At 57.5% G+C, this 23,036-nt stretch carries 20 protein-coding genes; 5 read left to right on the top strand and 15 right to left on the bottom strand.

Annotated elements, in window-relative coordinates:
• From PMI16_RS03600 to PMI16_RS03560, 9 genes are all read right to left on the bottom strand, one after another.
• Positions 1-502 (bottom strand): biotin/lipoyl-containing protein (locus PMI16_RS03600; RefSeq protein ID WP_007876496.1); only part of this gene is annotated, 502 nt, incomplete at its 3' end.
• A gap of 76 nt (positions 503-578) precedes the next feature.
• Positions 579-3,443 carry a 2-oxoglutarate dehydrogenase E1 component gene (locus tag PMI16_RS03595; protein WP_007876495.1) on the bottom strand — a complete coding sequence of 955 codons (2,865 nt, stop codon included), beginning with the start codon at positions 3,441-3,443 and terminating at the stop codon, positions 579-581.
• 334 nt (positions 3,444-3,777) lie between these two features.
• The gene (gltA, locus tag PMI16_RS03590; RefSeq protein WP_007876494.1) at positions 3,778-5,079 is read right to left on the bottom strand and encodes a citrate synthase; all 1,302 of its coding nucleotides are present in this window, start codon (positions 5,077-5,079) and stop codon (positions 3,778-3,780) included.
• 196 nt (positions 5,080-5,275) lie between these two features.
• Positions 5,276-5,545 (bottom strand): FAD assembly factor SdhE, encoded by a 270-nt coding sequence (locus tag PMI16_RS03585; protein WP_007876493.1) that lies wholly within the window; start codon positions 5,543-5,545, stop codon positions 5,276-5,278.
• Between the two features lie 132 nt (positions 5,546-5,677).
• Positions 5,678-6,388, bottom strand: a complete 711-nt coding sequence (locus tag PMI16_RS03580) for a succinate dehydrogenase iron-sulfur subunit (protein ID WP_007876492.1) — start codon at positions 6,386-6,388, stop codon at positions 5,678-5,680.
• Between the two features lie 11 nt (positions 6,389-6,399).
• A complete protein-coding gene (gene sdhA / locus PMI16_RS03575) occupies positions 6,400-8,178 on the bottom strand; it encodes a succinate dehydrogenase flavoprotein subunit (protein ID WP_034379073.1) in 1,779 nt (592 codons plus the stop codon).
• A gap of 2 nt (positions 8,179-8,180) precedes the next feature.
• Positions 8,181-8,546 (bottom strand): succinate dehydrogenase, hydrophobic membrane anchor protein, encoded by a 366-nt coding sequence (sdhD, locus tag PMI16_RS03570; RefSeq protein WP_007876489.1) that lies wholly within the window; start codon positions 8,544-8,546, stop codon positions 8,181-8,183.
• 2 nt (positions 8,547-8,548) lie between these two features.
• Positions 8,549-8,959, bottom strand: coding sequence for a succinate dehydrogenase, cytochrome b556 subunit (gene sdhC / locus PMI16_RS03565; RefSeq protein WP_007876488.1), 411 nt, complete (start codon positions 8,957-8,959; stop codon positions 8,549-8,551).
• Between the two features lie 142 nt (positions 8,960-9,101).
• A complete protein-coding gene (locus PMI16_RS03560; RefSeq protein ID WP_034379071.1) occupies positions 9,102-9,887 on the bottom strand; it encodes a GntR family transcriptional regulator in 786 nt (261 codons plus the stop codon).
• A gap of 425 nt (positions 9,888-10,312) precedes the next feature.
• On the opposite strand from PMI16_RS03560, the gene PMI16_RS03555 reads away from it, so the two are divergent.
• From PMI16_RS03555 to PMI16_RS03535, 5 genes are all read left to right on the top strand, one after another.
• Positions 10,313-11,302 carry a malate dehydrogenase gene (locus PMI16_RS03555; RefSeq protein ID WP_007876481.1) on the top strand — a complete coding sequence of 330 codons (990 nt, stop codon included), beginning with the start codon at positions 10,313-10,315 and terminating at the stop codon, positions 11,300-11,302.
• Between the two features lie 68 nt (positions 11,303-11,370).
• Positions 11,371-12,396, top strand: coding sequence for an HpcH/HpaI aldolase/citrate lyase family protein (locus tag PMI16_RS03550; RefSeq protein WP_007876480.1), 1,026 nt, complete (start codon positions 11,371-11,373; stop codon positions 12,394-12,396).
• 17 nt (positions 12,397-12,413) lie between these two features.
• Positions 12,414-12,920 (top strand): hypothetical protein, encoded by a 507-nt coding sequence (locus tag PMI16_RS03545; protein WP_007876473.1) that lies wholly within the window; start codon positions 12,414-12,416, stop codon positions 12,918-12,920.
• A gap of 134 nt (positions 12,921-13,054) precedes the next feature.
• The gene (gene acnA / locus PMI16_RS03540) at positions 13,055-15,748 is read left to right on the top strand and encodes an aconitate hydratase AcnA (RefSeq protein WP_007876471.1); all 2,694 of its coding nucleotides are present in this window, start codon (positions 13,055-13,057) and stop codon (positions 15,746-15,748) included.
• Between the two features lie 216 nt (positions 15,749-15,964).
• Entirely contained in the window at positions 15,965-17,191 is a 1,227-nt protein-coding gene (locus PMI16_RS03535) for a DUF2863 family protein (RefSeq protein ID WP_007876469.1), read from the top strand.
• A 182-nt stretch (positions 17,192-17,373) separates the two neighbouring features.
• On the opposite strand, the gene PMI16_RS03530 is transcribed toward PMI16_RS03535, so the two are convergent.
• The 6 genes from PMI16_RS03530 to motA form a co-directional block, all read right to left on the bottom strand.
• On the bottom strand, positions 17,374-17,868 hold the full coding sequence (locus PMI16_RS03530) for a chemotaxis protein CheW (RefSeq protein WP_443134883.1): 495 nt from the start codon (positions 17,866-17,868) through the stop codon (positions 17,374-17,376).
• 34 nt (positions 17,869-17,902) lie between these two features.
• Entirely contained in the window at positions 17,903-20,032 is a 2,130-nt protein-coding gene (cheA, locus tag PMI16_RS03525) for a chemotaxis protein CheA (RefSeq protein WP_007876464.1), read from the bottom strand.
• Positions 20,033-20,087: 55 nt separating this feature from the next.
• Positions 20,088-20,453 (bottom strand): response regulator, encoded by a 366-nt coding sequence (locus PMI16_RS03520; RefSeq protein WP_007876463.1) that lies wholly within the window; start codon positions 20,451-20,453, stop codon positions 20,088-20,090.
• Positions 20,454-20,605: 152 nt separating this feature from the next.
• Positions 20,606-21,160 carry a hypothetical protein gene (locus PMI16_RS03515; RefSeq protein ID WP_007876462.1) on the bottom strand — a complete coding sequence of 185 codons (555 nt, stop codon included), beginning with the start codon at positions 21,158-21,160 and terminating at the stop codon, positions 20,606-20,608.
• Between the two features lie 45 nt (positions 21,161-21,205).
• Entirely contained in the window at positions 21,206-22,135 is a 930-nt protein-coding gene (gene motB, locus PMI16_RS03510) for a flagellar motor protein MotB (protein ID WP_007876458.1), read from the bottom strand.
• A gap of 33 nt (positions 22,136-22,168) precedes the next feature.
• Entirely contained in the window at positions 22,169-23,029 is an 861-nt protein-coding gene (gene motA, locus PMI16_RS03505) for a flagellar motor stator protein MotA (RefSeq protein WP_034379069.1), read from the bottom strand.
• Positions 23,030-23,036: the final 7 nt, after the last annotated feature.

Genomic DNA, 23,036 nt, shown 5'->3' with positions numbered 1-23,036 from the left:
GCTTGGCGGCGCCAGCCGCTGGAGCAACAGCCTTCGGTGTCGCGAGGGATGCCAGGACATCACCCTTGGTGACGCGACCGTCTTTGCCGGTGCCCGACACTTGCGATATCGACATGTTGTTGTCCGCCAGGATCTTGGCAGCGGCCGGCATGGCGACGTCGGACTTGTTGGCCAGCTCGGGAGCGGCAACCGGAGTCGGTTCGTTGGTCGATTGCGGTGCAGGAGCAGCCTTGACTTCCAGCGGGCTCACTTGCGCAGATGCGTCGGTGTCCAGGATCGCGATGATTTCGCCGGCGACCACGGTCGAACCGTCGGCCTTGATGATTTGGGTGATGACGCCTGCTTCAGGGGCCGGCAATTCCAGCACGACCTTGTCGGTTTCGACGTCGATCAGGTTTTCGTCGCGTGCGACGGCTTCGCCCACTTTTTTATGCCATTGCAGCAGCGTCGCTTCTGCAACGGATTCTGATAATTGCGGGACTTTTACTTCAATTTGTGCCATGTAACTTCTCCGATTCGGGTTATTCAATAAACATCAGCGCGCATCGCCCTCGCGATGCGCGCCGTGCAAGATCTGATTACTTAGTCAGGACAAAGCCTTTGAGCTTCGAAAACGCGGTGTCGATCAGCGCCTTTTGCTGCGCATAGTGCTTGTCGTAGTAGCCGACCGCCGGCGATGCGCTGGCTGGACGACCTGCGTAAGCAAGCTTTTGACCGTCAGTCAGATTTTCAAAGATGTTGTGCTGGATTTGCAGCCATGCACCCTGATTTTGCGGTTCATCCTGAGTCCAGACCAATTCCTGGAAGTTCGGGAATTGCTTGAGCGCAGCGGCAAATGCCTTGTGCGGGAACGGATACAGCTGTTCGACGCGGATGATCGCCGTGTCGGACTGGCCGCGTTCCTTGCGGGCATTGACCAGATCGTAGTAGACCTTGCCGGAGCAAGCGATGACGCGCTTGACCTTCTTGGCGTCGAGCTTGTCGTCCAGTTCAGGGATGACGGTCTGGAACGAACCCTTGGCCAGATCGGACAGCGGCGAACCGGCATCCTTGTTACGCAGCAGCGACTTCGGCGTCAAGATGATCAGCGGCTTGCGGAACAGACGGATCATCTGACGGCGCAGCAGGTGGAAAATCTGCGCGGCAGTGGTCGGCTGAACGACTTGCATGTTGTTGTCGGCGCACAGCTGGAGGTAACGTTCCAGACGTGCCGACGAGTGTTCCGGCCCCTGGCCTTCGTAACCGTGCGGCAGCATTTGCACCAGACCGGAAGCACGCCCCCACTTCACTTCGCCGGAGCTGATGAATTGGTCCATGACGACCTGAGCACCGTTGGCGAAATCGCCGAACTGAGCCTCCCAGATGGTCAGTGTGTTTGGCTCGGCAGTCGAATAACCGTATTCAAAGCCCAGCACCGCTTCTTCCGACAGAACCGAGTCGATCACGGTATACGGAGCCTGGTTCTCTGCGACGTTTTGCAGAGGAATGTAGGTGCCTGCATCCCAACGTTCACGGTTTTGATCGTGCAAGACGGCGTGACGGTGAACGAAAGTACCGCGACCGGCATCCTGACCGGTCAGGCGCACGGCGTAACCGGACGCAACCAGCGAAGCGTAGGCCAGATGTTCGCCCATGCCCCAGTCCAGGTTCAGATCGCCGCGACCCATTGCAGCGCGGTCGTTGATGACCTTCTCGACCAGCGCGTGCGGCTTGAAGCCTTCCGGGATGGTGGTGATGCGTGTTGCCAGGCGCTTCAGTTCCGCCAGCGGCACTGCGGTGTCGGCAGCGTCGGTCCACTTGCGGTTCAGGAACGGCAGCCAGTCGACGGCGTACTTGCTCTTGAAGTTGGTGATGACCGGATCGACTGTGTGCTTGCCGGCGTCCATCGCGTCGCGATAGGCCTTGACCATGACGTCGCCGCCATCCGCAGGGATCGTGCCTTGCGCGGCGAGGCGTTCCGCGTACAGCTTGCGTGTGCCCGGATGTTGCGCGATCTTCTTGTACATCAGCGGCTGCGTCAGCGCCGGCGTATCTTGTTCGTTGTGACCCAGCTTGCGGAAGCAGATGATGTCGACGACGATGTCCTTCTTGAACTGCATGCGATAGTCGACCGCGATCTGCGTTGCGAACACGACGGCTTCAGGATCGTCGCCGTTGACGTGCAGCACGGGCGCTTCGATCATCTTGACCACGTCCGAGCAGTACAGCGTCGAACGGGAGTCGCGCGGATCGGAAGTCGTGAAACCGATCTGGTTGTTGATCACGATATGCACGGTGCCGCCGGTGCCGTAACCGCGCGTCTGCGCCAGGTTCAGCGTTTCCATCACAACGCCCTGACCTGCGAACGCGGCATCGCCGTGCACCAGGATAGGCAGTACTTGCGAGCCGTCCTTGTCGCCGCGGCGATCCATGCGCGCCTTGACGGAACCTTCAACCACAGGGTTGACGATTTCCAGGTGGGACGGGTTGAACGCCAGCGACAGGTGGACCGGGCCGCCCGGAGTGCTGATGTCGGACGAAAAACCCTGGTGGTACTTGACGTCGCCGGCCGGCAGGTCGTCGGCGTGATGACCTTCGAACTCGGAGAACAGCTCTTGCGGGGTCTTGCCCAGTGTGTTGACCAGAACGTTCAGGCGGCCGCGGTGGGCCATGCCGATAACGATTTCCTGAACACCCTTTTCACCGGCGCGCTGGATGGTTTCATCCAACGAAGCGATGAAGCTTTCGCCGCCTTCCAGCGAGAAACGCTTTTGACCGACGTATTTGGTGTGGAGGTAGCGCTCCAGGCCTTCGGCCGCGGTCAGGCGGTCGAGGATATGCTTTTTCTTTTCAGCGGAGAACTGCGGCAGCGCGCGTGTCGGCTCCAGGCGTTCCTGAATCCAGCGTACTTCGGCCGGGTCGCTGATGTAGGTGAATTCAGCACCGATCGAACGGCAGTACGTGTCGCGCAGCGACTGCAGCAGGTCGCGCAGGGACGCGGTTTCGCCGCCGAAGTAGGTATTGCTGATATTGAACACGATGTCCATATCGGAATCGCTGAAGCCGTAGAAGCTTGGCTCCAGTTCCGGAATCGTTGGACGCTCCTGGCGTTGCAGCGGGTCGAGGTTGGCGTAACGCGAACCCATGTCGCGATAGCCGGCGATCAGCTGTGTTGCAGCGACGCGCTTGCGACCCATTTCGGTATCGGAGGAAGCGACGACGGTGCGAATCGGACCTTGCTTGGCGCGCTCGGCAAACGAGGCGATCACCGGTGCATGGGCGACGTCAGGACGATTGGAGCCGTCAACTGCAGGCACGTGTTGCACCGCATCGAAATAAGCACGCCAATTGTCTGGTACGGATCCGGGATTATTGAGATACGCCTCGTACAGTTCTTCCAGGTACGGCGCATTTCCACCAAAGAGGTAGGAATTGAGATTGTATTGCTCGTAGAGCTGTGTCATATCTTGCTCACCTTTCTTCGCGTTTCGCGAGATTAGCGGGTTAATCTAACCTTCCGCGACACGGCCTGACCGATTAGCGGATTGCACATCAAGTTGTGGGGAAGGACCATGTCTACCTGAACTTTTTTGAGTTATCCAGCCAGCATAGCCCGAATTATATATCCTTATTTCCAATAAAAAAGCGAATCCTGAAGATTCGCTTTTTTATTTCTGTCATTTGTTGCAAGCGGCGGCATGACGCAGCCATGGCCGCCGGGCAACTAACAAAGATTTGATGACAGCCCGGTGACGGCCTGATGACAAGCCGTTCCGGGCCGGCCATCAGCCGCATCGATTAACGCTTGTCGATGGCAGGAACGTCGCGTTTTGCGGAGCCGACGAACAACTGACGCGGACGACCGATCTTTTGTTCCGGATCGGAGATCATTTCGTTCCATTGAGCGATCCAGCCGACGGTACGCGCCATCGCAAAGATGCAGGTGAACATCGACGTCGGAATACCCAGCGCGCGTTGAACGATGCCAGAGTAGAAGTCGACGTTCGGGTACAGCTTGCGCGACACGAAGTAGTCGTCTTCCAGCGCGATCTTTTCCAGCTCCATGGCCAGCTTGAACAATGGGTCGTCATGCAGGCCCAGTTCATTCAGGACTTCGTAGCAGGTTTCACGCATCAGCTTGGCGCGTGGATCGTAGTTCTTGTAGACACGGTGACCGAAGCCCATCAGCTTGACGCCGGAGTTCTTGTCCTTGACTTGCTTGATGAACTCAGGAATCTTGTCGACCGAACCGATGCTTTCCAGCATGGTCAGTGCAGCCTCGTTGGCGCCGCCGTGAGCAGGACCCCACAGGCAGGCGATACCGGCAGCGATACAGGCAAACGGATTGGCGCCCGACGAGCCGGCCAGACGCACGGTCGAAGTCGATGCATTTTGTTCGTGGTCGGCGTGCAGGATCAGGATACGGTCCAGCGCGCGCACCAGCACTTCATTGACCTTGTACTCTTCGCATGGGTTCGCGAACATCATGCGCATGAAGTTGGCGCTGTACGACAAGTCGTTGCGCGGATACACGAACGGTTGGCCGATGTTGTACTTGTATGCCATGGCGACCAGCGTCGGCAACTTGGCGATCATGCGAATCGCGGACACGTCGCGATGCACAGGATTGCTGATGTCCAGCGAGTCATGGTAGAACGCCGACAAGGCGCCGACCGAACCGGTCAACACTGCCATCGGGTGTGCATCGCGACGGAAGCCGCGGAAGAAGAAGTTCATTTGCTCGTGAACCATGGTGTGCTTGGTCACGGTCTCGACGAACTCGGACTTCTGGTCTGCCGTCGGCAGCTCGCCGTGCAGCAGCAGGTAGCAGGTCTCCAGGAAGTCGCAATTGACGGCCAGTTGCTCGATCGGATAACCGCGGTACAGCAGCTCGCCCTTGTCGCCGTCGATGTAGGTGATCGACGAATTACATGCCGCTGTCGACATGAAGCCCGGGTCGTAAGTGAACTTGCCGGTGGCGCCGTACAGTTTGCGGATGTCGATGACATCCGGACCGATCGTGCCCTTGTAGACGGGGAAATCCAGGGATGGCGTACCGTCGGAAAACGACAGGGTCGCTTTGATATCTGAGGTGGGCATAGTTCTTCCTTCAGCTGTGATGATGAATCGTTAATCAAAAATCGCAAATCAACCGCTTTAGAGCCTGTTGCAAAATAAACTTCCCACTGCCGGCACCCTGCGCCTCCCGATGCCCGCCAAATCACTTTGCAACAGCCTCTAATACAACGCCGGCCGCTTTTGAACCAATCAATATTGCCAGAACTCTTCGGAACGTTCAGGCGCTACGCAATTTTTTGAGCAAGGCGTGGACTTGGGGCAAGTCCACCGCTGCTTCAGGCTCCTTGCGCACAAGGAGCAAGTCCATCAGGTCGTTGTCCCCGAGGTCCATCAGACGGGAAAACGCATCGACCTCGTCATCGGTCATGCTCTCTTCGTTCGCGTCGAGATAACGCGTCAGGATGAGATCGTTTTCCAGCAATCCGCGACGGGCGCGCCAGCGCAGGCGTGCACGTTTGACGGGATCGTCTTGATGGCTTTGGGACATGGATTCAATTCACTTCTAAGTAGTACAACTGGTGCAACTGACACAACACAATGCTTGCGGTCAAACAATCGGACCGACACGAAAGCATAAGCAAAGGCGGGAGTTGCCCCCCGCCCTCTTACAACACACTTCTTATACTGCGCGGCGAACCATCAGTTCCTTGATCTTGCCGATGGCCTTGTTGGGGTTGAGACCCTTGGGGCAGACATCGACGCAGTTCATGATGGAACGGCAGCGGAACAAGCGGTACGGATCTTCCAGATCATCCAGGCGCTGGCCGGTCGCTTCGTCACGGCTGTCCGCAATGAAGCGGTAAGCCTGCAACAAACCTGCCGGGCCGACGAACTTGTCCGGATTCCACCAGAACGACGGGCACGATGTCGAGCAGCATGCGCACAGGATGCATTCATACACGCCGTCGAGTTCTTCACGCTGTTCAGGCGATTGCAGACGCTCTTTTTCAGGAGGAATGCTGTCGTTGATCAGGTATGGCTTGATCGAATCGTATTGCTTGAAGAAGTTGGTCATGTCCACGATCAGATCGCGGATCACCGGCAAACCCGGCAACGGCTTCAGAACGATAGGCTCCGACAGTTCGTTCAGGTTGGTGGTGCAGGCCAGACCGTTCTTGCCGTTGATGTTCATCGCGTCGGAACCGCACACGCCTTCACGGCAGGAGCGGCGCAGCGCCAGCGAATCATCGACGTCGGATTTGATGCGTTGCAAGGCATCCAGCAGCATCTTGTCGGTTGGCTTCAGCTCGACGGTCAGGTCTTGCATGTACGGCTTTTCGTCCTTGTCCGGATCGTAGCGATAGATCTTGAATTTCAGAGTACGTGTCATGTTCTGACCTTTTAGAAAGTACGTGCTTTAGGTTTAAATGTTTCGACTGTCAACGGTTGCATGTTGACTGGCTTGTAGTCGAGACGATTCCCCTCGGAAAACCACAGCGTATGCTTCAGCCATTCGACGTCGTCGCGCTTTTCATAGTCGCGATGAGCGTGCGCGCCGCGCGATTCTTTGCGGGCTGCGGCGGAAGTGATGGTCGCCTTGGCTGTTTCAATCAGATTGTCCAGCTCAAGCGCTTCGACGCGTGCGGTGTTGAAGACCTTGGACTTGTCCTTGAACGAGACGTGCTTGCGGCGCTCGTCCAGCTCCATGATCTTCTTGTAGCCTTCTTGCAGCAGTTCGTCGGTACGGAACACGCCGCAGTAGTGCTGCATCGTGGCGCGGATCGTGTTGGCGACGTCCTGGACGCGCTCGGAACCGGTGCTGCTTTCCAGACGCGCCAGGCGCTCCAGCGCGCGGTCGGCTGCGTCTGCCGGCAGGTCCTGATGGCTGCGGTCTTGCAGCTTGCTGTCGACAATATGATTGCCCGCAGCGCGACCGAAGACAACCAGATCCAGCAGCGAGTTGGTGCCCAGGCGGTTAGCGCCGTGGACGGACACGCAAGCGCATTCGCCGATGGCGTACATGCCCTGCACGACTTCCTTGTACGAACCGTTCTTCGGCACAACAACCTGACCATACACGTTGGTCGGGATACCGCCCATCTGATAGTGGATGGTCGGCACGACCGGGATCGGCTCCTTGGTCGCGTCGACGTTGGCGAACTTGTGCGCGATTTCCAGAATCGACGGCAGACGCTTTTGAATCGTGTCCGCGCCGATGTGACGCAAGTCCAGCAGCACGTGATCCTTGTGCTGACCGACGCCGCGGCCTTCTTTGATTTCCTGGTCCATCGAACGCGAAACGAAGTCGCGCGGCGCCAGGTCCTTCAGCGTCGGCGCATAGCGCTCCATGAAACGTTCGCCGTTGCTGTTGATCAGGATGCCGCCTTCGCCGCGCACGCCTTCGGTAATCAACACGCCCGCGCCGGCCACGCCGGTCGGGTGGAACTGCCAGAATTCCATGTCTTGCAGCGGCAGGCCTGCACGCGCCGCCATGCCCATACCATCGCCGGTATTGATGAAGGCGTTGGTCGATGCGGCCCAGATACGGCCTGCGCCGCCGGTGGCGAACAGCGTCGTCTTGGCTTGCAGCATCATGACTTCGCCGGTTTCCATTTCCAGCGCGACGACGCCGAGGACGGTGCCTTCCTGATCGCGAATGATGTCGATCGCCATCCACTCGACGAAGAAGTGGGTCTTGGCGCGCACGTTACGCTGATACAGCGTATGCAGCAGCGCGTGACCGGTACGATCGGCTGCGGCACAGGCGCGTTGCACCGGCTTTTCGCCGAAGTTTGCAGTGTGGCCGCCGAACGGACGCTGATAAATCGTGCCGTCCGGATTGCGGTCGAAAGGCATGCCGAAGTGTTCCAGCTCGTAGACCGCCTTCGGTGCTTCGCGGCACATGAATTCGATGGCGTCCTGGTCGCCCAGGTAGTCCGAGCCCTTGACGGTGTCAAACATGTGCCAGTACCAGTTGTCTTCCGACATATTGCCCAGCGATGCGCCGATGCCGCCTTGCGCAGCGACCGTGTGCGAGCGGGTCGGAAAAACCTTGGACAACACCGCGACGTTCAGACCGGCTTCAGCCAGTTGCAACGAAGCGCGCATGCCGGAGCCGCCGGCGCCGACGATAACCGCATCAAAGCGGCGTGTAGGGATTGTGGATTTGATAGCAGCCACGATTACATTCTCCACAAAATCTGCGCCGCCCATCCGGCACATACGATCAGCCACAGGATCGTGGCAACTTGCAAGACCAGGCGCACGGCGACCGGCTTGACGTAATCCATCCAGATATCACGCACGCCGATCCAGGCGTGGTAGAACAAGGCCATGAAGGCGGCAAACGTCGCCATCTTGAACCACTGATGCGAGAACATTGCCGCCCAGCCCTCGTAAGAGAAGCCGCTGGAAGTCAGAAAGCACGCCAGCAGGATGACGGTATACACAGCCATGACGACCGCGGTGGCGCGTTGCGCCAGCCAGTCGCGCATGCCGTAGTGCGCCCCCACGACGAGGCGCTTCGATCCGATATTATTGTTTGCCATTTTTAGAATGCTCCGAACAGTTTCAATGCCACCAGGATCACCAGCGCGATGCTGACGACCAGAACGCCAGTCGACGACTTGCGCGCGCTGTCCTTGTCCAGACCGATGTGATTATCCATGATCAGGTGGCGGATGCCGGCGCAGAAGTGATGGAGATAAGCCCAGGACAGGGCAAGAATGACCAGTTTGACGAACCAGTTGGAGGCAAAGCCTTTGAGGTACTCGAAGGTGCCCTCGGAGAGCAGGCTGTTATCCAGCAAGTGCAGGATGAACGGCAACATCAGGAACAAAAACAACCCGCTGACACGGTGCATGATCGACACCAGGGCAGCCAGCGGCATACGGTAACCAGCAATTTGGGTAATATTAATGTTACGAAATTGTGGCCGTGGTGGTTTAGCGGCTTCAGACATAACAAGGTTCTCCTCAGATTTAAAACAATCCTGCAATTTTCGCCGATTTCATGAACGTTCACCAACACTTATTCTGCTTCGCAGCAAATTAGGTATCCCACAGACAGCGGACGGATGCGAGCAAGGCAAAGCCCCTGCACGCTTAATTCAGTTCGCTCTGGTAATGATGATTCAACGTCAAATACAAGCCGCGCCGCATTTCGACAGGCTTGTCGCCATACGTATAAGAGGCGCGATCGACACTCAACAAAGGCGTTTGGGGCGGAACTCCCAGAAATTTCGCAGACTCCGGATCCGCCCCCACGGCACGAATCTGCTCTGCAGCGCGAATCATGCGCGTCCCGAATTCGGTTTCAAACAGGCCGTACAGCGGCCCTTTATATTCCATCAGACGTTCCGCGGTCAGCCCTTTGAAAATCAGACCGGGCAACCAGATATCTTCAAGTATGGTCGGGACGCCGTTGAAGGATTTTACCCGTTTGATGAAGATGACGGAGTCGCCCGATTTAATATCAAGCTGGCGCGCCACCTCAGCGGGCGCGCGCATGCGCTTGACCTCGATAATCTTGTTTTCCGCGCGCTGCGGCTCGTCCACATCCGCCGTCAGGCGCAAAAAACGAAATTGCGCATGCGTCTCATGATGCGTGGCAACAAATGTGCCCTTCCCCTGCCGGCGCACGACCAGATTTTCGGCCGCCAGCTCGTCGATCGCCTTGCGCACGGTTCCCTGGCTCACCTTGAAACGGCTGCCGAGTTCAACTTCGCTGGGAATCAATTCGCCCGGTTTCCACTCGCCCGATTCCAGGCGCTGCGTGATCAAAGCCTTGATTTGCTGATAGAGGGGACTAAAGGTAGGAGCTGCTCCGGCAACACTGGTGCCCACGCTTTGCGCGTCGCTGTTGTTCAGATTGGGCAGGCTGGAGCTCATAACCTCAAATTGGACCACAAAAACCCTACTCTCGTCCAGCAAAAACTATTCAATAAGATGTCTTATATAAGACATAAGATAGTGATTGACACACCACTCGGGCAAGCCTACACTCGCGGGCATATTCGGCGACGAGTACACCCCGAACAAACACATGCATCAACAGATCGCCCCGCACTTGCATTGACGCGCGCAACACCGGCGCGATTTGCATTGCCCGGCCTCTGCTGAAAATCGGCAAAACAAGCTGACCACGTGCGCTTTTCGACGGTATGATTACAGTCTCTATAAGAATACGAAGTAATTGCCGGCGTCTTCCGGGATGCCGACAAGAAGTCCTGAGATGGCCGCATTAAGAAGTTCGGCTCCGTTCAAGGCTTCATAGCAGCATTAAACGCTTTCTATCACCACTTTGGAGATTCAACATGGCTAAAGCCCCCAAGCGTGTTGCCGTTACCGGCGCCGCCGGTCAAATCGGTTACTCCCTTCTCTTCCGCATTGCCAACGGCGACCTGCTCGGCAAAGACCAGCCGGTGATCCTGCAATTGCTGGAAATCCCGGATGAAAAGGCGCAAAAGGCCCTCAAGGGCGTCATCATGGAAATCGATGACTGTGCATTCCCGTTGCTGGCCGGCGTGACCGCGCACAGCGACCCGATGACAGCATTCAAGGATGCCGACATCGCCCTGCTGGTTGGCGCCCGCCCACGCGGTCCAGGCATGGAACGCAAGGACCTGCTGGAAGCCAACGCACAAATCTTCACCGTGCAAGGCAAGGCGCTGGATGCAGTTGCTTCGCGCGACGTCAAGGTTCTGGTGGTCGGCAATCCAGCCAACACCAATGCTTACATCGCCATGAAGTCGGCGCCGAATCTGCCGGCCAAGAACTTCACCGCCATGCTGCGCCTGGACCACAACCGCGCGCTGTCGCAAGTTGCAGCCAAGATCGGCCAACCGGTTTCGGCCATCGAAAAGCTGTGCGTCTGGGGCAACCACTCGCCGACCATGTACGCCGACTACCGTTTCGCGACTGCAGACGGCAAGCCGGTCAAGGATCTGATCAACGATCAGGTCTGGAACAAGGACACCTTCCTGCCGACAGTCGGCAAGCGCGGCGCGGCGATCATCGAAGCACGCGGCCTGTCCTCGGCAGCTTCGGCAGCCAATGCAGCGATCGATCACGTGCATGACTGGATCCTCGGCACCAACGGCAAGTGGACCACCATGGGCGTTCCATCGGACGGTTCCTACGGCATCCCTGAAGGCACCATGTTCGGCTTCCCGGTCACCACCGAGAACGGCGAATACAAGATCGTCCAAGGCCTCGAAATCGACGAATTCTCCCAAGAGCGCATCAACATCACGCTCAAGGAATTGTCGGAAGAGCGTGAAGGCGTCAAACACCTGGTCGGCTAATTGACCAGCACGCGGCGGGCTCATGCAGCCGCCGCGTAAATTTTGCATACATTCGGAATTCAGCAGCAATGCATCCCACCCAGGTCTTGTTCCCAGGCACCCGACAACCGGTCTCGATACCGGTCTGCGATCATTACGCCGGCTCTGAAAAGCTGATGCGCAAGTCGATTGCCCTGCAACAAGAGCTCGGCCCGATTTTTGATATCACCCTCGACTGCGAAGACGGCGCCAGCGCCGGCAACGAAGCCGGGCACGCGCAACTGGTGGGCGCCCTGATCGCCGGCGACGACAATCGCTTCGACCGCATCGGCGCCCGCGTGCATGACGTCACCAGCCCCTTTTTCGAACAAGATGTCGCGACGATCTGCGCTAGCGCTGCGTCGCGACTGGCTTACCTGATGCTGCCCAAGGCGGACGGTCTGGCCGACGTGCAACGTGCCATCGCCACCATTTCCCGCCACACCGGCGAAGCCGGCCGCCGTACGCCGCCGCTGCATGTGCTGATCGAGACCCACGGCGCCCTGGAAGACGTGCACCGGATCGCAGCGCTGCCGCAAGTCGAGTCGCTGTCCTTCGGCGTGATGGATTTCGTGTCGGCGCACTACGGTGCGATCCCGAGCGCGGCGATGCGCTCGCCCGGCCAGTTCACGCACCCGCTGGTGGCGCGCGCCAAACTGGAAATTTCCGCCGCCTGCCATGCACACGGCAAAGTGCCGTCGCATAACGTCACCACCGACATCAAGGATGCCGCCGTGGTCACGAACGACGCCGGCCGTGCGGCGCACGAATTCGGTTACACCCGGATGTGGAGCATCCATCCGAACCAGATCAAGGCGATCGTGCAAACCCTGTCCCCGGCCGACGATGAAATCGGCGAAGCGGCACAAATCCTGCTTAAAGCCAGGGACGTGCAATGGGGACCGATTCAACACGACGGCACACTGCACGACCGCGCAAGTTATCGTTATTACTGGAGCATCCTGCAGCGCGGTCATGCCGGCGGCGCTGCCTTACCCGCGGCAGTTGCGGACTGGTTTGCAGAGACCAGAACAGCGGCAACGACCACTCCGATTTCAACCACCCTGCAACATTGAACATTGATCGACGCACGATGAAAAAATACCTGACCGCCCTGACACTCGCAAGCGCCCTCTTCGCCGTCGGCATGCCGCAAGCATTCGCCGAAACAGCAACGACCACGACAAAAGAAAAAAAGACCGTCAAGAAGAAAACACCTGCCAAGGCTGCTGCCGCACCTGTTGAAAAAATGCCGTTGTCCTCCGATATGGACGACGATGAAAACGAACCGGAAATCGGCGGCACCAAGTCGGCTGATTTCAGCTGCGAAATGGGCAACAAGCTGACCATCTACAAGAACGACGATGACGACAAGCACATCGCCATTCGCTGGAACAAGCGCATCAACCGCCTGACCCGCGTCGTGACCACCACCGGCGCCAACCGTTTTGAAAACCGCAAGGTCGGCCTGGTCTGGATCGGCATCCCTGCCAAGGGCATCCTGCTGGACTCCAAAAAGGGTCAGCAACTGGCGAACGAATGCAAGAACGTAGAACTGCCGACGGCTCAGGCGCCGGCAGCAGCGGCACCGAAGAGCTAAGCAGCAAACAGGTATCAGGATTCAGCACGAATCCATTTAGTAAAGCAGTCCCGTATTAGCTGCGCAACCTGGTTTCGCTGGTTTCGCAGCACAAGCAAACACTTATACCATCCGTAATCTAAGGAGAAGAGGCCATGTCCCGCAACACATTGAACACCCTAAAGGAATTCAAGATTTCTGGTTCCAAGAAAGGCAAGTTCTACTCCCTGCCCGCCCTGGAAAAGAAACTCGGGATCAACATCTCCCGTCTGCCAGTGTCGATCCGTATCGTGCTGGAATCCGTCCTGCGCAACTGCGACGGTCAGAAGGTGACCGAAGAGCACGTCAAGCAATTGGCGAGCTGGGGCGCCAAGGCTGCCCGCGTCGATGAAATCCCGTTCGTGGTTGCACGCGTGGTGCTGCAAGACTTTACCGGCGTTCCATTGCTGGCCGACCTGGCCGCGATGCGTAACGTCGCCAGCAAGCTGGGCAAGAACCCGAAGAACATCGAACCGCTGGTTCCGGTAGACCTGGTTGTCGACCACTCGGTGCAGATCGACCACTTCCGCGAAAAGAAAGCGCTGGACCTGAACATGAAACTGGAATTCGAGCGCAACAACGAGCGCTACCAGTTCATGAAATGGGGCATGCAGGCATTCGACACCTTCGGCGTCGTGCCGCCGGGCTTCGGCATCGTCCACCAGGTCAACCTGGAATACCTGGCGCGCGGCGTACACAACAAGACCGGCGTCTACTACCCTGACACCCTGGTCGGCACTGACTCGCACACCACCATGATCAACGGCATCGGCGTGGTCGGCTGGGGTGTCGGCGGCATCGAAGCGGAAGCCGGCATGCTGGGCCAACCGGTCTACTTCCTGACACCGGACGTCGTCGGCGTGCACCTGACCGGCGCCCTGCGCGAAGGTTGTACGGCAACCGATCTGGTGTTGACCATCACCGAACTGCTGCGCAAGACCAAGGTCGTGGGCAAGTTTGTCGAATTCTTCGGCGAAGGCACCAAGTCGCTGTCGCTGACCGACCGCGCCACCATCGCCAACATGGCGCCGGAATACGGCGCGACCATGGGCTTCTTCCCGGTTGATGAAGCAACTATCGACTACTTCAAGGGCACCGGCCGCACCAAGGCGGAAATCGACGCGTTCGAATCCTACTTCAAGGCACAGAACCTGTTCGGCATTCCAAAGGCAGGCGACATCGACTACACCAGCGAAGTGTCGCTGGATCTGAGCACCGTTGCACCGTCGCTGGCTGGTCCCAAGCGTCCGCAAGACCGTATCGAAATCGGCAACGTCAAGTCGACCTTCGCCGACCTGTTCGTCAAGCCTGTTGCTGAAAACGGCTTCAACAAGAAGATCGAAGATCTGCCGAAGGCATACACCAACGCCGACGGCGTCGATGTCAAGAACGGCGACGTGCTGATCGCTGCGATCACGTCGTGCACCAACACATCGAATCCAAGCGTGCTGCTGGCCGCCGGCTTGCTGGCCAAGAAGGCTGTGGAAGCCGGCCTGAAGGTTGCTCCGCACATCAAGACGTCGCTGGCGCCAGGATCGCGCGTCGTGACCAAATACCTGGAAGCAGCCGGCCTGCTGGGCTACCTGGAAAAACTGGGCTTTGGCGTGACTGCTTACGGTTGCACCACTTGCATCGGCAACGCCGGCGACCTGACGCCGGCAATGAACGAAGCCATCGTCAAGAACGACATCGTGGCTTCCGCCGTGCTGTCGGGCAACCGCAACTTCGAAGCGCGTATTCACCCGAACATCCGCTCGAACTTCCTGGCCTCGCCTCCGCTGGTCGTGGCTTACGCCATCGCCGGCAACGTCAACGTCGACCTGATGACGCAACCGGTCGGCAAGGGCAAGGGCGGCAAGGAAATCTTCCTGGGCGACATCTGGCCGACTTCGCAAGAAATCGAAAAGCTGCTGAAGTTTGCGATGAACGCCAAGGTGTTCAAAGAGAACTACGCCGACGTCAAGGGCGCGCCAGGCAAGCTGTGGGAAGCCATCAAGGGCGTCGCCAAGGGCGAAGTCTACAACTGGCCGACATCGACTTACATCGCTGAACCACCATTCTTCGAATCCTTCACCGAAGTGCCGAAGGCTGCTGCGACCGGCATCACCGGCGCACGCGCCCTGGGCGTATTCGGCGACTCGATCACCACCGACCACATCTCCCCGGCCGGTTCGATCAAGGACTCCAGCCCAGCCGGCAAGTGGCTGCAAGCCAACGGCGTGTTGAAGGCGGACTTCAACTCCTACGGCTCGCGCCGCGGCAACCACGAAATCATGATGCGCGGCACCTTCGCCAACGTGCGCATCAAGAACCTGATGGTGCCAGGCGTTGAAGGCGGCGTGACTGTTCACCAGCCAAGCGGCGAACAAATGGCGATCTATGATGCAGCCATGAAGTACGTCAACGACGGCGTGCCGACCATGGTGTTCGGCGGCGAAGAGTACGGTACGGGCTCCTCGCGCGACTGGGCTGCCAAGGGCACGCAACTGCTGGGCGTGAAGGCTGTGATCACCCGCTCCTTCGAACGCATCCACCGCTCGAACCTGGTCGGCATGGGCGTGTTGCCGCTGCAGTTCATCGGCAACGACAGTGTCCAGACGCTGGGCATCACGGGAGAAGAAACTTTCGACCTGAAAGGCCTGGAAGGCGAGATCAAGCCACAGCAGGAAGCAACCCTGGTGATCCATCGCAAGAACGGTGAGACCAAGGAAGTCAAACTGCTGTTGCGCATCGATACGCCGATCGAAGTGGACTACTACAAGCACGGCGGCATTCTGCCATTCGTGTTGCGTCAACTGCTGGCTGCTTAAGAGGCCGCCAGCAAGCTACCAGCAAAATCGCCCCGCCTCGCGCGGGGTGTGCAGGAAACAAAAAACGCCGGTTTCGACCGGCGTTTTTCATTGTCCGAACACATTGAGCAGCCTCTTCCCGAGGTTGGAAAAAGTACATGCCGGACGGCAATCCCCGAGGCGATGTCGAATCAACTACAATAGGGATTCCTACCATTTGATTGTCGATATTTCATCATGCGCCGCCCCGCCAAACGTTCCTCCTCCAGGTTGTCCGCTGAAAGTCAGCGCCTGGTCAATTCATCACAAGCGGTCGCCGGCTCCACCAGTCGCCTGGAAGAAAGAGCTTGGGAGCGATCCCTCGATCTGCTGCTGCACAAACAACTGAAAAGCGCGCATCAAGGCATGATCGATGCCGCGCTGGACCATCTGTTCAAATCCGACCTGGAAGCCTACGACGTGCTGGTCGAGGCTGTTGAAGCCAACAGCGAAGCATGCGCGCTCGAATATGATGGCAAACTCTATAGCGTGCAATTGCTGGCGCTGCCGGCACTGGCCTGGACGCGCTTCAGTATCGCCTCCGGCAACCTGCCGGCCGATGTGCGCAACGGCCTGTTCGCACACCTGCATGCCCACGTTCTGGCGGACAACGTCCATCTGGCACTGGCGCCGACCTTGTATGCCATCGAGCAATTGCCGCGCCATCACGCCGACGTCTTCGCGCTGACCCAGCGCATGGGCCAGGCCGCCCTCAAGCAAAGCCAGCCCCAGCTCGCGCTGGAACAAACGCCGACCGCCCCCTTCCTGGCCGATACCCGCTACATGATTGCTGCAGTGGCCGTGCCGACCGGCGCCCCGCTGTTCCGCTGGCAGATGGACGAGCAAGCTTCGGTCATCCACGAGAAAGCCGCTGCGCTCAAAGCCTGGACGACTCAGGCAACGCCGCTGCTGACGCGCTTTCTGCCAGGCTGCAATGTGGAGTTGTTGCTGCCTCAACCTTATTATTTCGCCTGCCGCGAAGCCGACAAACGCATCCGCCCTGCCGCGATCCGCGCCGCCGATCACTACCTCACCCAGACACTGGGCGTCGCCTCGTCGGAGCTGCATGCCAACATCGGCAGCTTCTGCGAAAACATCAATGGCCAGATCGATGAGTATCGCATCGGATTCAACCTTGGCGACGACGACGGTATCGTCTACGGCATTGTATGGCCGCTGTACGAGCAGGAAGACGGCGACGAAGTGCGCGACTTATCCGCTCCGGATAGCGCCAAAACGCCGATAGAAGAGATTCTGGAGGTCTTGCGCGAGTGCGGCATCGTCCACATCAAGCTGCATGCGGAACGCTACACAATGGAGTTCTGCGATGATTGCGGCACGCCCTTGTTCCCGGCGCCCGATGGCGATCTGGTGCACGCGGAAATGCCGGAAGATGCGCCTGCGTCGACAGAACACTTCCATTAAATCCATCTGCTTCATTCGACCGATATGCGTCATCCATTGCGCATGTCGGCCGTTAGCCTGAAACCTCGCCCTTCGTCAGAGCTCCCGGAGCCCGCCATTCCCGCTCCACAAAAAAATACGGGCACACACCGCAGAGCCATGCGGCATGTGCCCGTATTTCTGAGCCGTACGTTGGCTGGTGCTTAGGCTGCCAGCTTCTCGATCAGGCCCATATCGGCGCTGGACATCAGCTTGTCGATATCGACCAGGATCAGCATGCGCTCATCCAGTGTGCCCAGACCGATCAGGTAGTCGGAGTCAAATGTGGTGCCCATCTCAGGCGCCGGCTTGATTTGCTCAGGCGACAGGGTGATCACGTCGGAAACGCTGTCCACCACCATGCCGACCACGCGGCCGGAGATGTTCAGGATGATCACGACGGTGAATTGGTCGTAAGTCGGTTCGCCCAACTGGAACTTGATGCGCATGTCGACGATAGGAACAATGATGCCGCGCAGATTGACGACACCCTTGATGAAATCCGGCGAGTTGGCAATGCGGGTCACGGCCTCGTAACCACGAATTTCCTGAACCTTCAGGATATCAATACCGTATTCTTCCTTGCCCAAGGTAAAGGCGAGGAATTCATTTCCTGCGCTGTCGGCTTTTTCGCCAAAGCCGGAAATTGTTTTCGACATGTTGTCTGACATGATAAATGGCCCTTATAAAAAATCAGGAAAATACGGATTCATCGCTCAGCTGCCGACTGGATCGTAGCAAAGCGGCAACATCTATGATTAAGGCTACACCGCCGTCACCCAGAATAGTAGCACCAGAAATCCCTGCTACCTTACGATAATTGGATTCCAGGTTCTTGACAACAATTTGCTGCTGGCCAATCAAATCATCGACGAATAATGCAGCTTTCTTGCCATCGGATTCCAGAATGACCACCAAACCCTGGGATGGGTCGGTAAAAGTCGATTCAATATTGAAAATCTGATACAGCGGCAGCAGTGGCAAATACTCGCCACGGACTTTGATGACTTTGCCCTGCCCGCTGATTTCCTTGACGTCTTGCGTTGCCGGCTGCAACGACTCGACCACATAGCCAAGCGGCAAGATATAAATTTCGTGACCGATGCGAATCGACATGCCGTCCAGAATCGCCAGGGTCAACGGCAGGGAAATCGAAATTGTCGTACCGAACCCCTTGCTGGAACGAATATCGACAGCGCCGCCCATGGCCAGAATATTGCGCTTGACCACATCCATGCCGACGCCGCGACCGGAAACATCCGTCACCTGCTCGGCAGTCGAAAAACCAGGCTCAAAAATCAATTGCCAGACGTCGCTGTCGCTGAGATTGTCCGACACAGCCATACCCTGCTGTTTGGCCTTGGCCAGAATCCGCTCGCGGTTCAAACCGCCGCCGTCATCGGTGACTTCGATGATGATGTTTCCCCCCTGATGCTCGGCCGACAACGATAGCGTTCCGTAATCCGACTTGCCGGCCGCAAGACGCGTCTCAGGAATTTCGATACCGTGATCGATGCTGTTGCGCACCAAGTGGGTCAAAGGATCAACAATCCGCTCAATCAGTCCCTTATCCAATTCGGTTGCCGCACCGTGAGTAACGAACTCGACGCGCTTGTTCAGCTTTGCTGCCAGATCGCGCACCATGCGCGGGAAGCGCGAGAACACATAATCCATCGGCATCATGCGAATCGACATGACGGATTCCTGCAGATCGCGGGTATTGCGCGTGAGCTGGCTGACGCTGTTGAGCAGATGTTCGTGCAGCATCGGATCGAGCGTTCCGGTGCGTTGCTCAATCATCGCCTGCGTAATCACCAGTTCGCCGACGAGATTGATGAGCTGATCGACCTTCTCAATACCGACACGAATGGACGACGATTCATGGACTGCGGGCTTCTCGCCCTTGGCCTTCTTTTCGCCGGCATGTTCCGTCACGGCCAATGCGGGCGGTTCGTCATGATCGGCTGCCGCAGCTTCAGCCGCCTGCTTGGCCTGCTCGATATCGCCCTGCGGTACGAATGGCTCGAAGAAACCGTAACCACGCTCCTTGTCGGTCGCGTTTACCGGCACGAACGGCGCGAAGAAACCATAACCGCGCTCTTCATCGGTTGCATCCTGCGGCACGAACGGCGCAAAGAATCCGTATCCCTGCTCTTCTTCCTTGGAGCGGGCGGCAACGGCCTGAGAAATCTTCAGGTCATCGGCGCTCACGAGGAAGGAGCAAATTTCATGGATGCTGTCAGCGCCTTTGGCGGTATCCAGGATGAAGACGCAACGCCCTTCTTCTGCATCTGCTTTCTCGATTTTCCCGAGCAAGCCCAGCTCTTGCTGCAACGCTTCGAGTTCGCGCTCGGCCAACTGCGGCAGTTCAATGCGATAACGGCTCACGCCACCCGGGCCGACCAGCGCCTGCGGTGCAGCAGCTTTTTTACCGGCGCCCTCGGACAAGGATTGCAACAGCATCCGGACATCGGCGACAGCGTCCAAATCAACGGTCGCACCATGGCGGTGACCGTCAAGCATGGATTTCAGAATATCTTTTGCCGCCAGAAAAGCGTCGACATGCTGGCTGGTCAACGCCATCTGCCCCTGGCGAATGCGATCCAGCAAGGATTCGAGTACGTGTGTAACTTCGGTAATGTCGGTCAGGCCAAACGTAGCCGATCCACCCTTGATCGAATGGGCCGCACGAAAGATCGCATTCAGATCTTCGTCGTCGGGATCCGACACATTAACGGCCAGCAAAAGCTTTTCCATTTCGGCAAGACCTTCCTCGGCCTCGTCGAAAAACACCTGGAAAAACTGGCTCATATCAATGGTCATGATTGGGCTCCGTCATAGATGCTTTAGGTGTATTTTTTATCGTTGATTATTGACACTAGCCGATGACTTTTTTAACCACTTCCGTCAAACGCTGCGGATCGAAAGGCTTCACCAGCCAACCATTGGCGCCGGCAGCCTTGCCCTTGGCTTTCATTTCGTCGCTGAACTCCGTGGTCAGCATGAGGATGGGCACGCGTTGATAACTGGTCAGCGCGCGCAAGGAACGAATCAGCGTCAGGCCATCCATGCGCGGCATATTCTGATCGGTCAACACCAGATCGAATGTCTGCAGCTTCGCTTTGTCCAGCGCATCTTGCCCGTCTACCGCTTCGGTAACCTGATAACCGGCTGCCTTCAGGCTGAACACCACCATCTGGCGCAATGATCCCGAGTCGTCTACCGCAAGAATTGTTTTAGACATTTTTACTCCCTGTTCTTTGTTTACGGGTCTGAGTTTGTCCAACTCATTATGCCGCATCCATTATCAAAAATTACTATCACACGTGTAAATTCAGCTTGCTTCCCAGATCACCAGTGGACCTTGCCGAATCTGCAGATTGAGGCGGCGTCGCATCAGAACAATTCGATATCGCCGCTCTCCATCCGTGTTTGCCGTACTGTTTTCCACAAGCCGTTTTCAAGGGCGGTGAGCCGCTCTTCCATGGACTCGACGGTATTCTTCAGCAGGCCCTCCAGGTCCTCGATCGATTGCGAACCATCCGGAGTGATTTCAAAGCTGTTGGCGCTCAATACGCCCAGGGCATCGCGCAAACCGATGACCCGACGCACGATCCGCTCCAGCAGTTGGCTGGTCATGTCCTGGAATTGCAGGCCGGTGACTGCCGCGTTGACATGCGCGGTAATCTCGTCCTGCATCACCTTGAGGCGGCCGACATCGTCAGCGGACAAGCTACCCTTGCCGGCCATGATGACTTCGAGTTCTTTTTGTTGCGCGAGTACGGCGGTGTGCAATTCCATGAAGCTGGATCCCAGCTTTTCGATGGCTTCGCCGAGCAAGATGTTGGTCTGTACCAGATCCGTCTCGACTTCCGTCAATTGCCTGCTTCCGCCGCTTGCCGTGTCGAGCAACAAGCGCTTGAGTTCTTGCCGCATTTTAGGTGTCGACATGCAAAGCCCTCCTTATTCATATTGGGCCTGGTGTTTAAAATCCAGTTAATTCTTAGCCGGATCGCTCAGACCGTCTTTCACGTCCGTATCAGACGATACATCCAGCGACGATGATCCGCCATTTTGCACCAGTTCTTCCGCTTTCTTGTTCATGACGATGATACTGATACGGCGGTTGATCGGATTGAAAGGATCTTCCTTGTCCAACAGCACCGCAGAAGACAATCCCACCACACGCAGCACCTTCGACTCATCCATGCCGCCCGAAATCAGTTCTCGGCGCGAGGCGTTGGCCCGATCGGCCGACAACTCCCAGTTGCTGTATCCCTTTTCGCCACTGGAATACGGGGTCGCATCAGTATGACCGGAGAGACTGATCTTGTTAGGGACATCATTCAGTGTTTTGCCGATTTCACGCAAAATCTCTCGCGTGTACGGTTGCAACTGCGCGCTGGCCAGCGCGAACATCGGACGGTTCTTCTCGTCCACGATCTGGATGCGCAAACCCTCCGAGGTGATATCGATCAGCAGCTGATTTTTGAATTGCTTCAGCGTCGGGCTGTTGTCGATCGCCGTTTCGATACGCTTCTTCAATTCTTCCAAACGCGAGCGCTCGGCCTTTTCCAATTCGGCTTGAGCTGCGCGCACGCTGCGTTTGCTGACAACGTCATTCTCCCCCTTGCGCAGCTGGCCTTCCTGCCGCGTCAGGTCCTTACCGCCGCCGGGCAACACGGTATTGGCGTCGCCGCTACCGGAGCCGCCGGCCATCGCCACTTTGAGAGGTGTTTTGAAATATTCAGCGATACCGTTAAGGTCCCCCTTCGCGGTCGAGCCGAGCAGCCACATCAGCAGGAAGAACGCCATCATCGCCGTCACAAAGTCGGCGTAGGCGATCTTCCAGGCGCCGCCGTGATGACCGCCGCCGCCCTTCTTGATGCGCTTAACAATAATGGGACGTAGCCCTTCGTCGGCCATGCCTTACTCCTGCTGATTACGAGTCATGTCGGATTACTTGCTTTTTGCCTGTTTGACGTGCTCTTCCAACTCGAGGAAGGAAGGACGCTCTGTCGAGAACAGGACCTTACGACCGAATTCGATCGACAAGGCGGGAGCATAACCGTTCAGGCTGGCGAGCAAAGTGACTTTGACGCATTGATAGATCTTGGTCGACTCATGAAGCTTTTGCTCCAGTACGCTCGACAGCGGCCCCACGAAGCCGTATGCAAGCAGAATACCGAGGAAGGTACCAACCAATGCATGCGCAATCAGCATACCCAGCTCGGATGGCGGGATACCCACCGATTCCATCGTGTGCACCACGCCCATCACCGCCGCCACGATACCGAACGCCGGCATGCCGTCGCCGAGCTTGGCAATACAATGGACCGGGATTTCGCCTTCGTGATGGTGCGTTTCGATTTCATTGTCCATCAGATTTTCGATCTGGAACGCATCCATGTTCCCCGACACCATCAGACGCAGATAGTCGGTCATGAATTCGATCAGGTGATGATCGGCCAGAACGCCGGGATACTTGCTGAAAATCGGACTGGCCTCCGGCTCCTCGATATCGCCTTCGATCGACATCAGCCCTTCTTTACGCGACTTGGTCAGAATTTCGAACAGCAATGACATCAGCTCCATGTATAGAGCTTTCGTGTAAGTCGACCCCTTGAAAACCGTGGGCAGCGCTTTGAGCGTCGCCCTGATGGCCTTGCTGTTGTTACCGACAAGAAAAGCACCGCCCGCCGCACCGCCGATCATCAGCAGTTCGATCGGTTGCAAGAGCGCCCCCAGATGCCCCCCGGCCATTGCAAATCCGCCGAAGACGGACGCCATGACGACCACATATCCAATTATGACTAACAAGTGCCTG

It is taken from the genome of Herbaspirillum sp. CF444, assembly GCF_000282135.1.
Classification (GTDB): domain Bacteria; phylum Pseudomonadota; class Gammaproteobacteria; order Burkholderiales; family Burkholderiaceae_D; genus Herbaspirillum.
This window is presented reverse-complemented; position numbering and strand designations above follow the sequence as displayed.

What these genes read in the sequence shown, in the direction of transcription:
- PMI16_RS03520 (WP_007876463.1), bottom strand. Translation starts at nt 20,453, where the DNA reads ATGTCTAAAACAATTCTTGCGGTAGACGACTCGGGATCATTGCGCCAG.
- gltA (WP_007876494.1), bottom strand. Translation starts at nt 5,079, where the DNA reads ATGCCCACCTCAGATATCAAAGCGACCCTGTCGTTTTCCGACGGTACG.
- PMI16_RS03545 (WP_007876473.1), top strand. Translation starts at nt 12,414, where the DNA reads ATGAAAAAATACCTGACCGCCCTGACACTCGCAAGCGCCCTCTTCGCC.
- PMI16_RS03580 (WP_007876492.1), bottom strand. Translation starts at nt 6,388, where the DNA reads ATGACACGTACTCTGAAATTCAAGATCTATCGCTACGATCCGGACAAG.
- PMI16_RS03535 (WP_007876469.1), top strand. Translation starts at nt 15,965, where the DNA reads ATGCGCCGCCCCGCCAAACGTTCCTCCTCCAGGTTGTCCGCTGAAAGT.
- PMI16_RS03560 (WP_034379071.1), bottom strand. Translation starts at nt 9,887, where the DNA reads ATGAGCTCCAGCCTGCCCAATCTGAACAACAGCGACGCGCAAAGCGTG.
- acnA (WP_007876471.1), top strand. Translation starts at nt 13,055, where the DNA reads ATGTCCCGCAACACATTGAACACCCTAAAGGAATTCAAGATTTCTGGT.
- sdhC (WP_007876488.1), bottom strand. Translation starts at nt 8,959, where the DNA reads ATGTCTGAAGCCGCTAAACCACCACGGCCACAATTTCGTAACATTAAT.
- PMI16_RS03555 (WP_007876481.1), top strand. Translation starts at nt 10,313, where the DNA reads ATGGCTAAAGCCCCCAAGCGTGTTGCCGTTACCGGCGCCGCCGGTCAA.
- sdhD (WP_007876489.1), bottom strand. Translation starts at nt 8,546, where the DNA reads ATGGCAAACAATAATATCGGATCGAAGCGCCTCGTCGTGGGGGCGCAC.
- PMI16_RS03595 (WP_007876495.1), bottom strand. Translation starts at nt 3,443, where the DNA reads ATGACACAGCTCTACGAGCAATACAATCTCAATTCCTACCTCTTTGGT.
- motB (WP_007876458.1), bottom strand. Translation starts at nt 22,135, where the DNA reads ATGGCCGACGAAGGGCTACGTCCCATTATTGTTAAGCGCATCAAGAAG.
- PMI16_RS03550 (WP_007876480.1), top strand. Translation starts at nt 11,371, where the DNA reads ATGCATCCCACCCAGGTCTTGTTCCCAGGCACCCGACAACCGGTCTCG.
- PMI16_RS03530 (WP_443134883.1), bottom strand. Translation starts at nt 17,868, where the DNA reads ATGTCGAAAACAATTTCCGGCTTTGGCGAAAAAGCCGACAGCGCAGGA.
- PMI16_RS03515 (WP_007876462.1), bottom strand. Translation starts at nt 21,160, where the DNA reads ATGTCGACACCTAAAATGCGGCAAGAACTCAAGCGCTTGTTGCTCGAC.
- cheA (WP_007876464.1), bottom strand. Translation starts at nt 20,032, where the DNA reads ATGACCATTGATATGAGCCAGTTTTTCCAGGTGTTTTTCGACGAGGCC.
- PMI16_RS03585 (WP_007876493.1), bottom strand. Translation starts at nt 5,545, where the DNA reads ATGTCCCAAAGCCATCAAGACGATCCCGTCAAACGTGCACGCCTGCGC.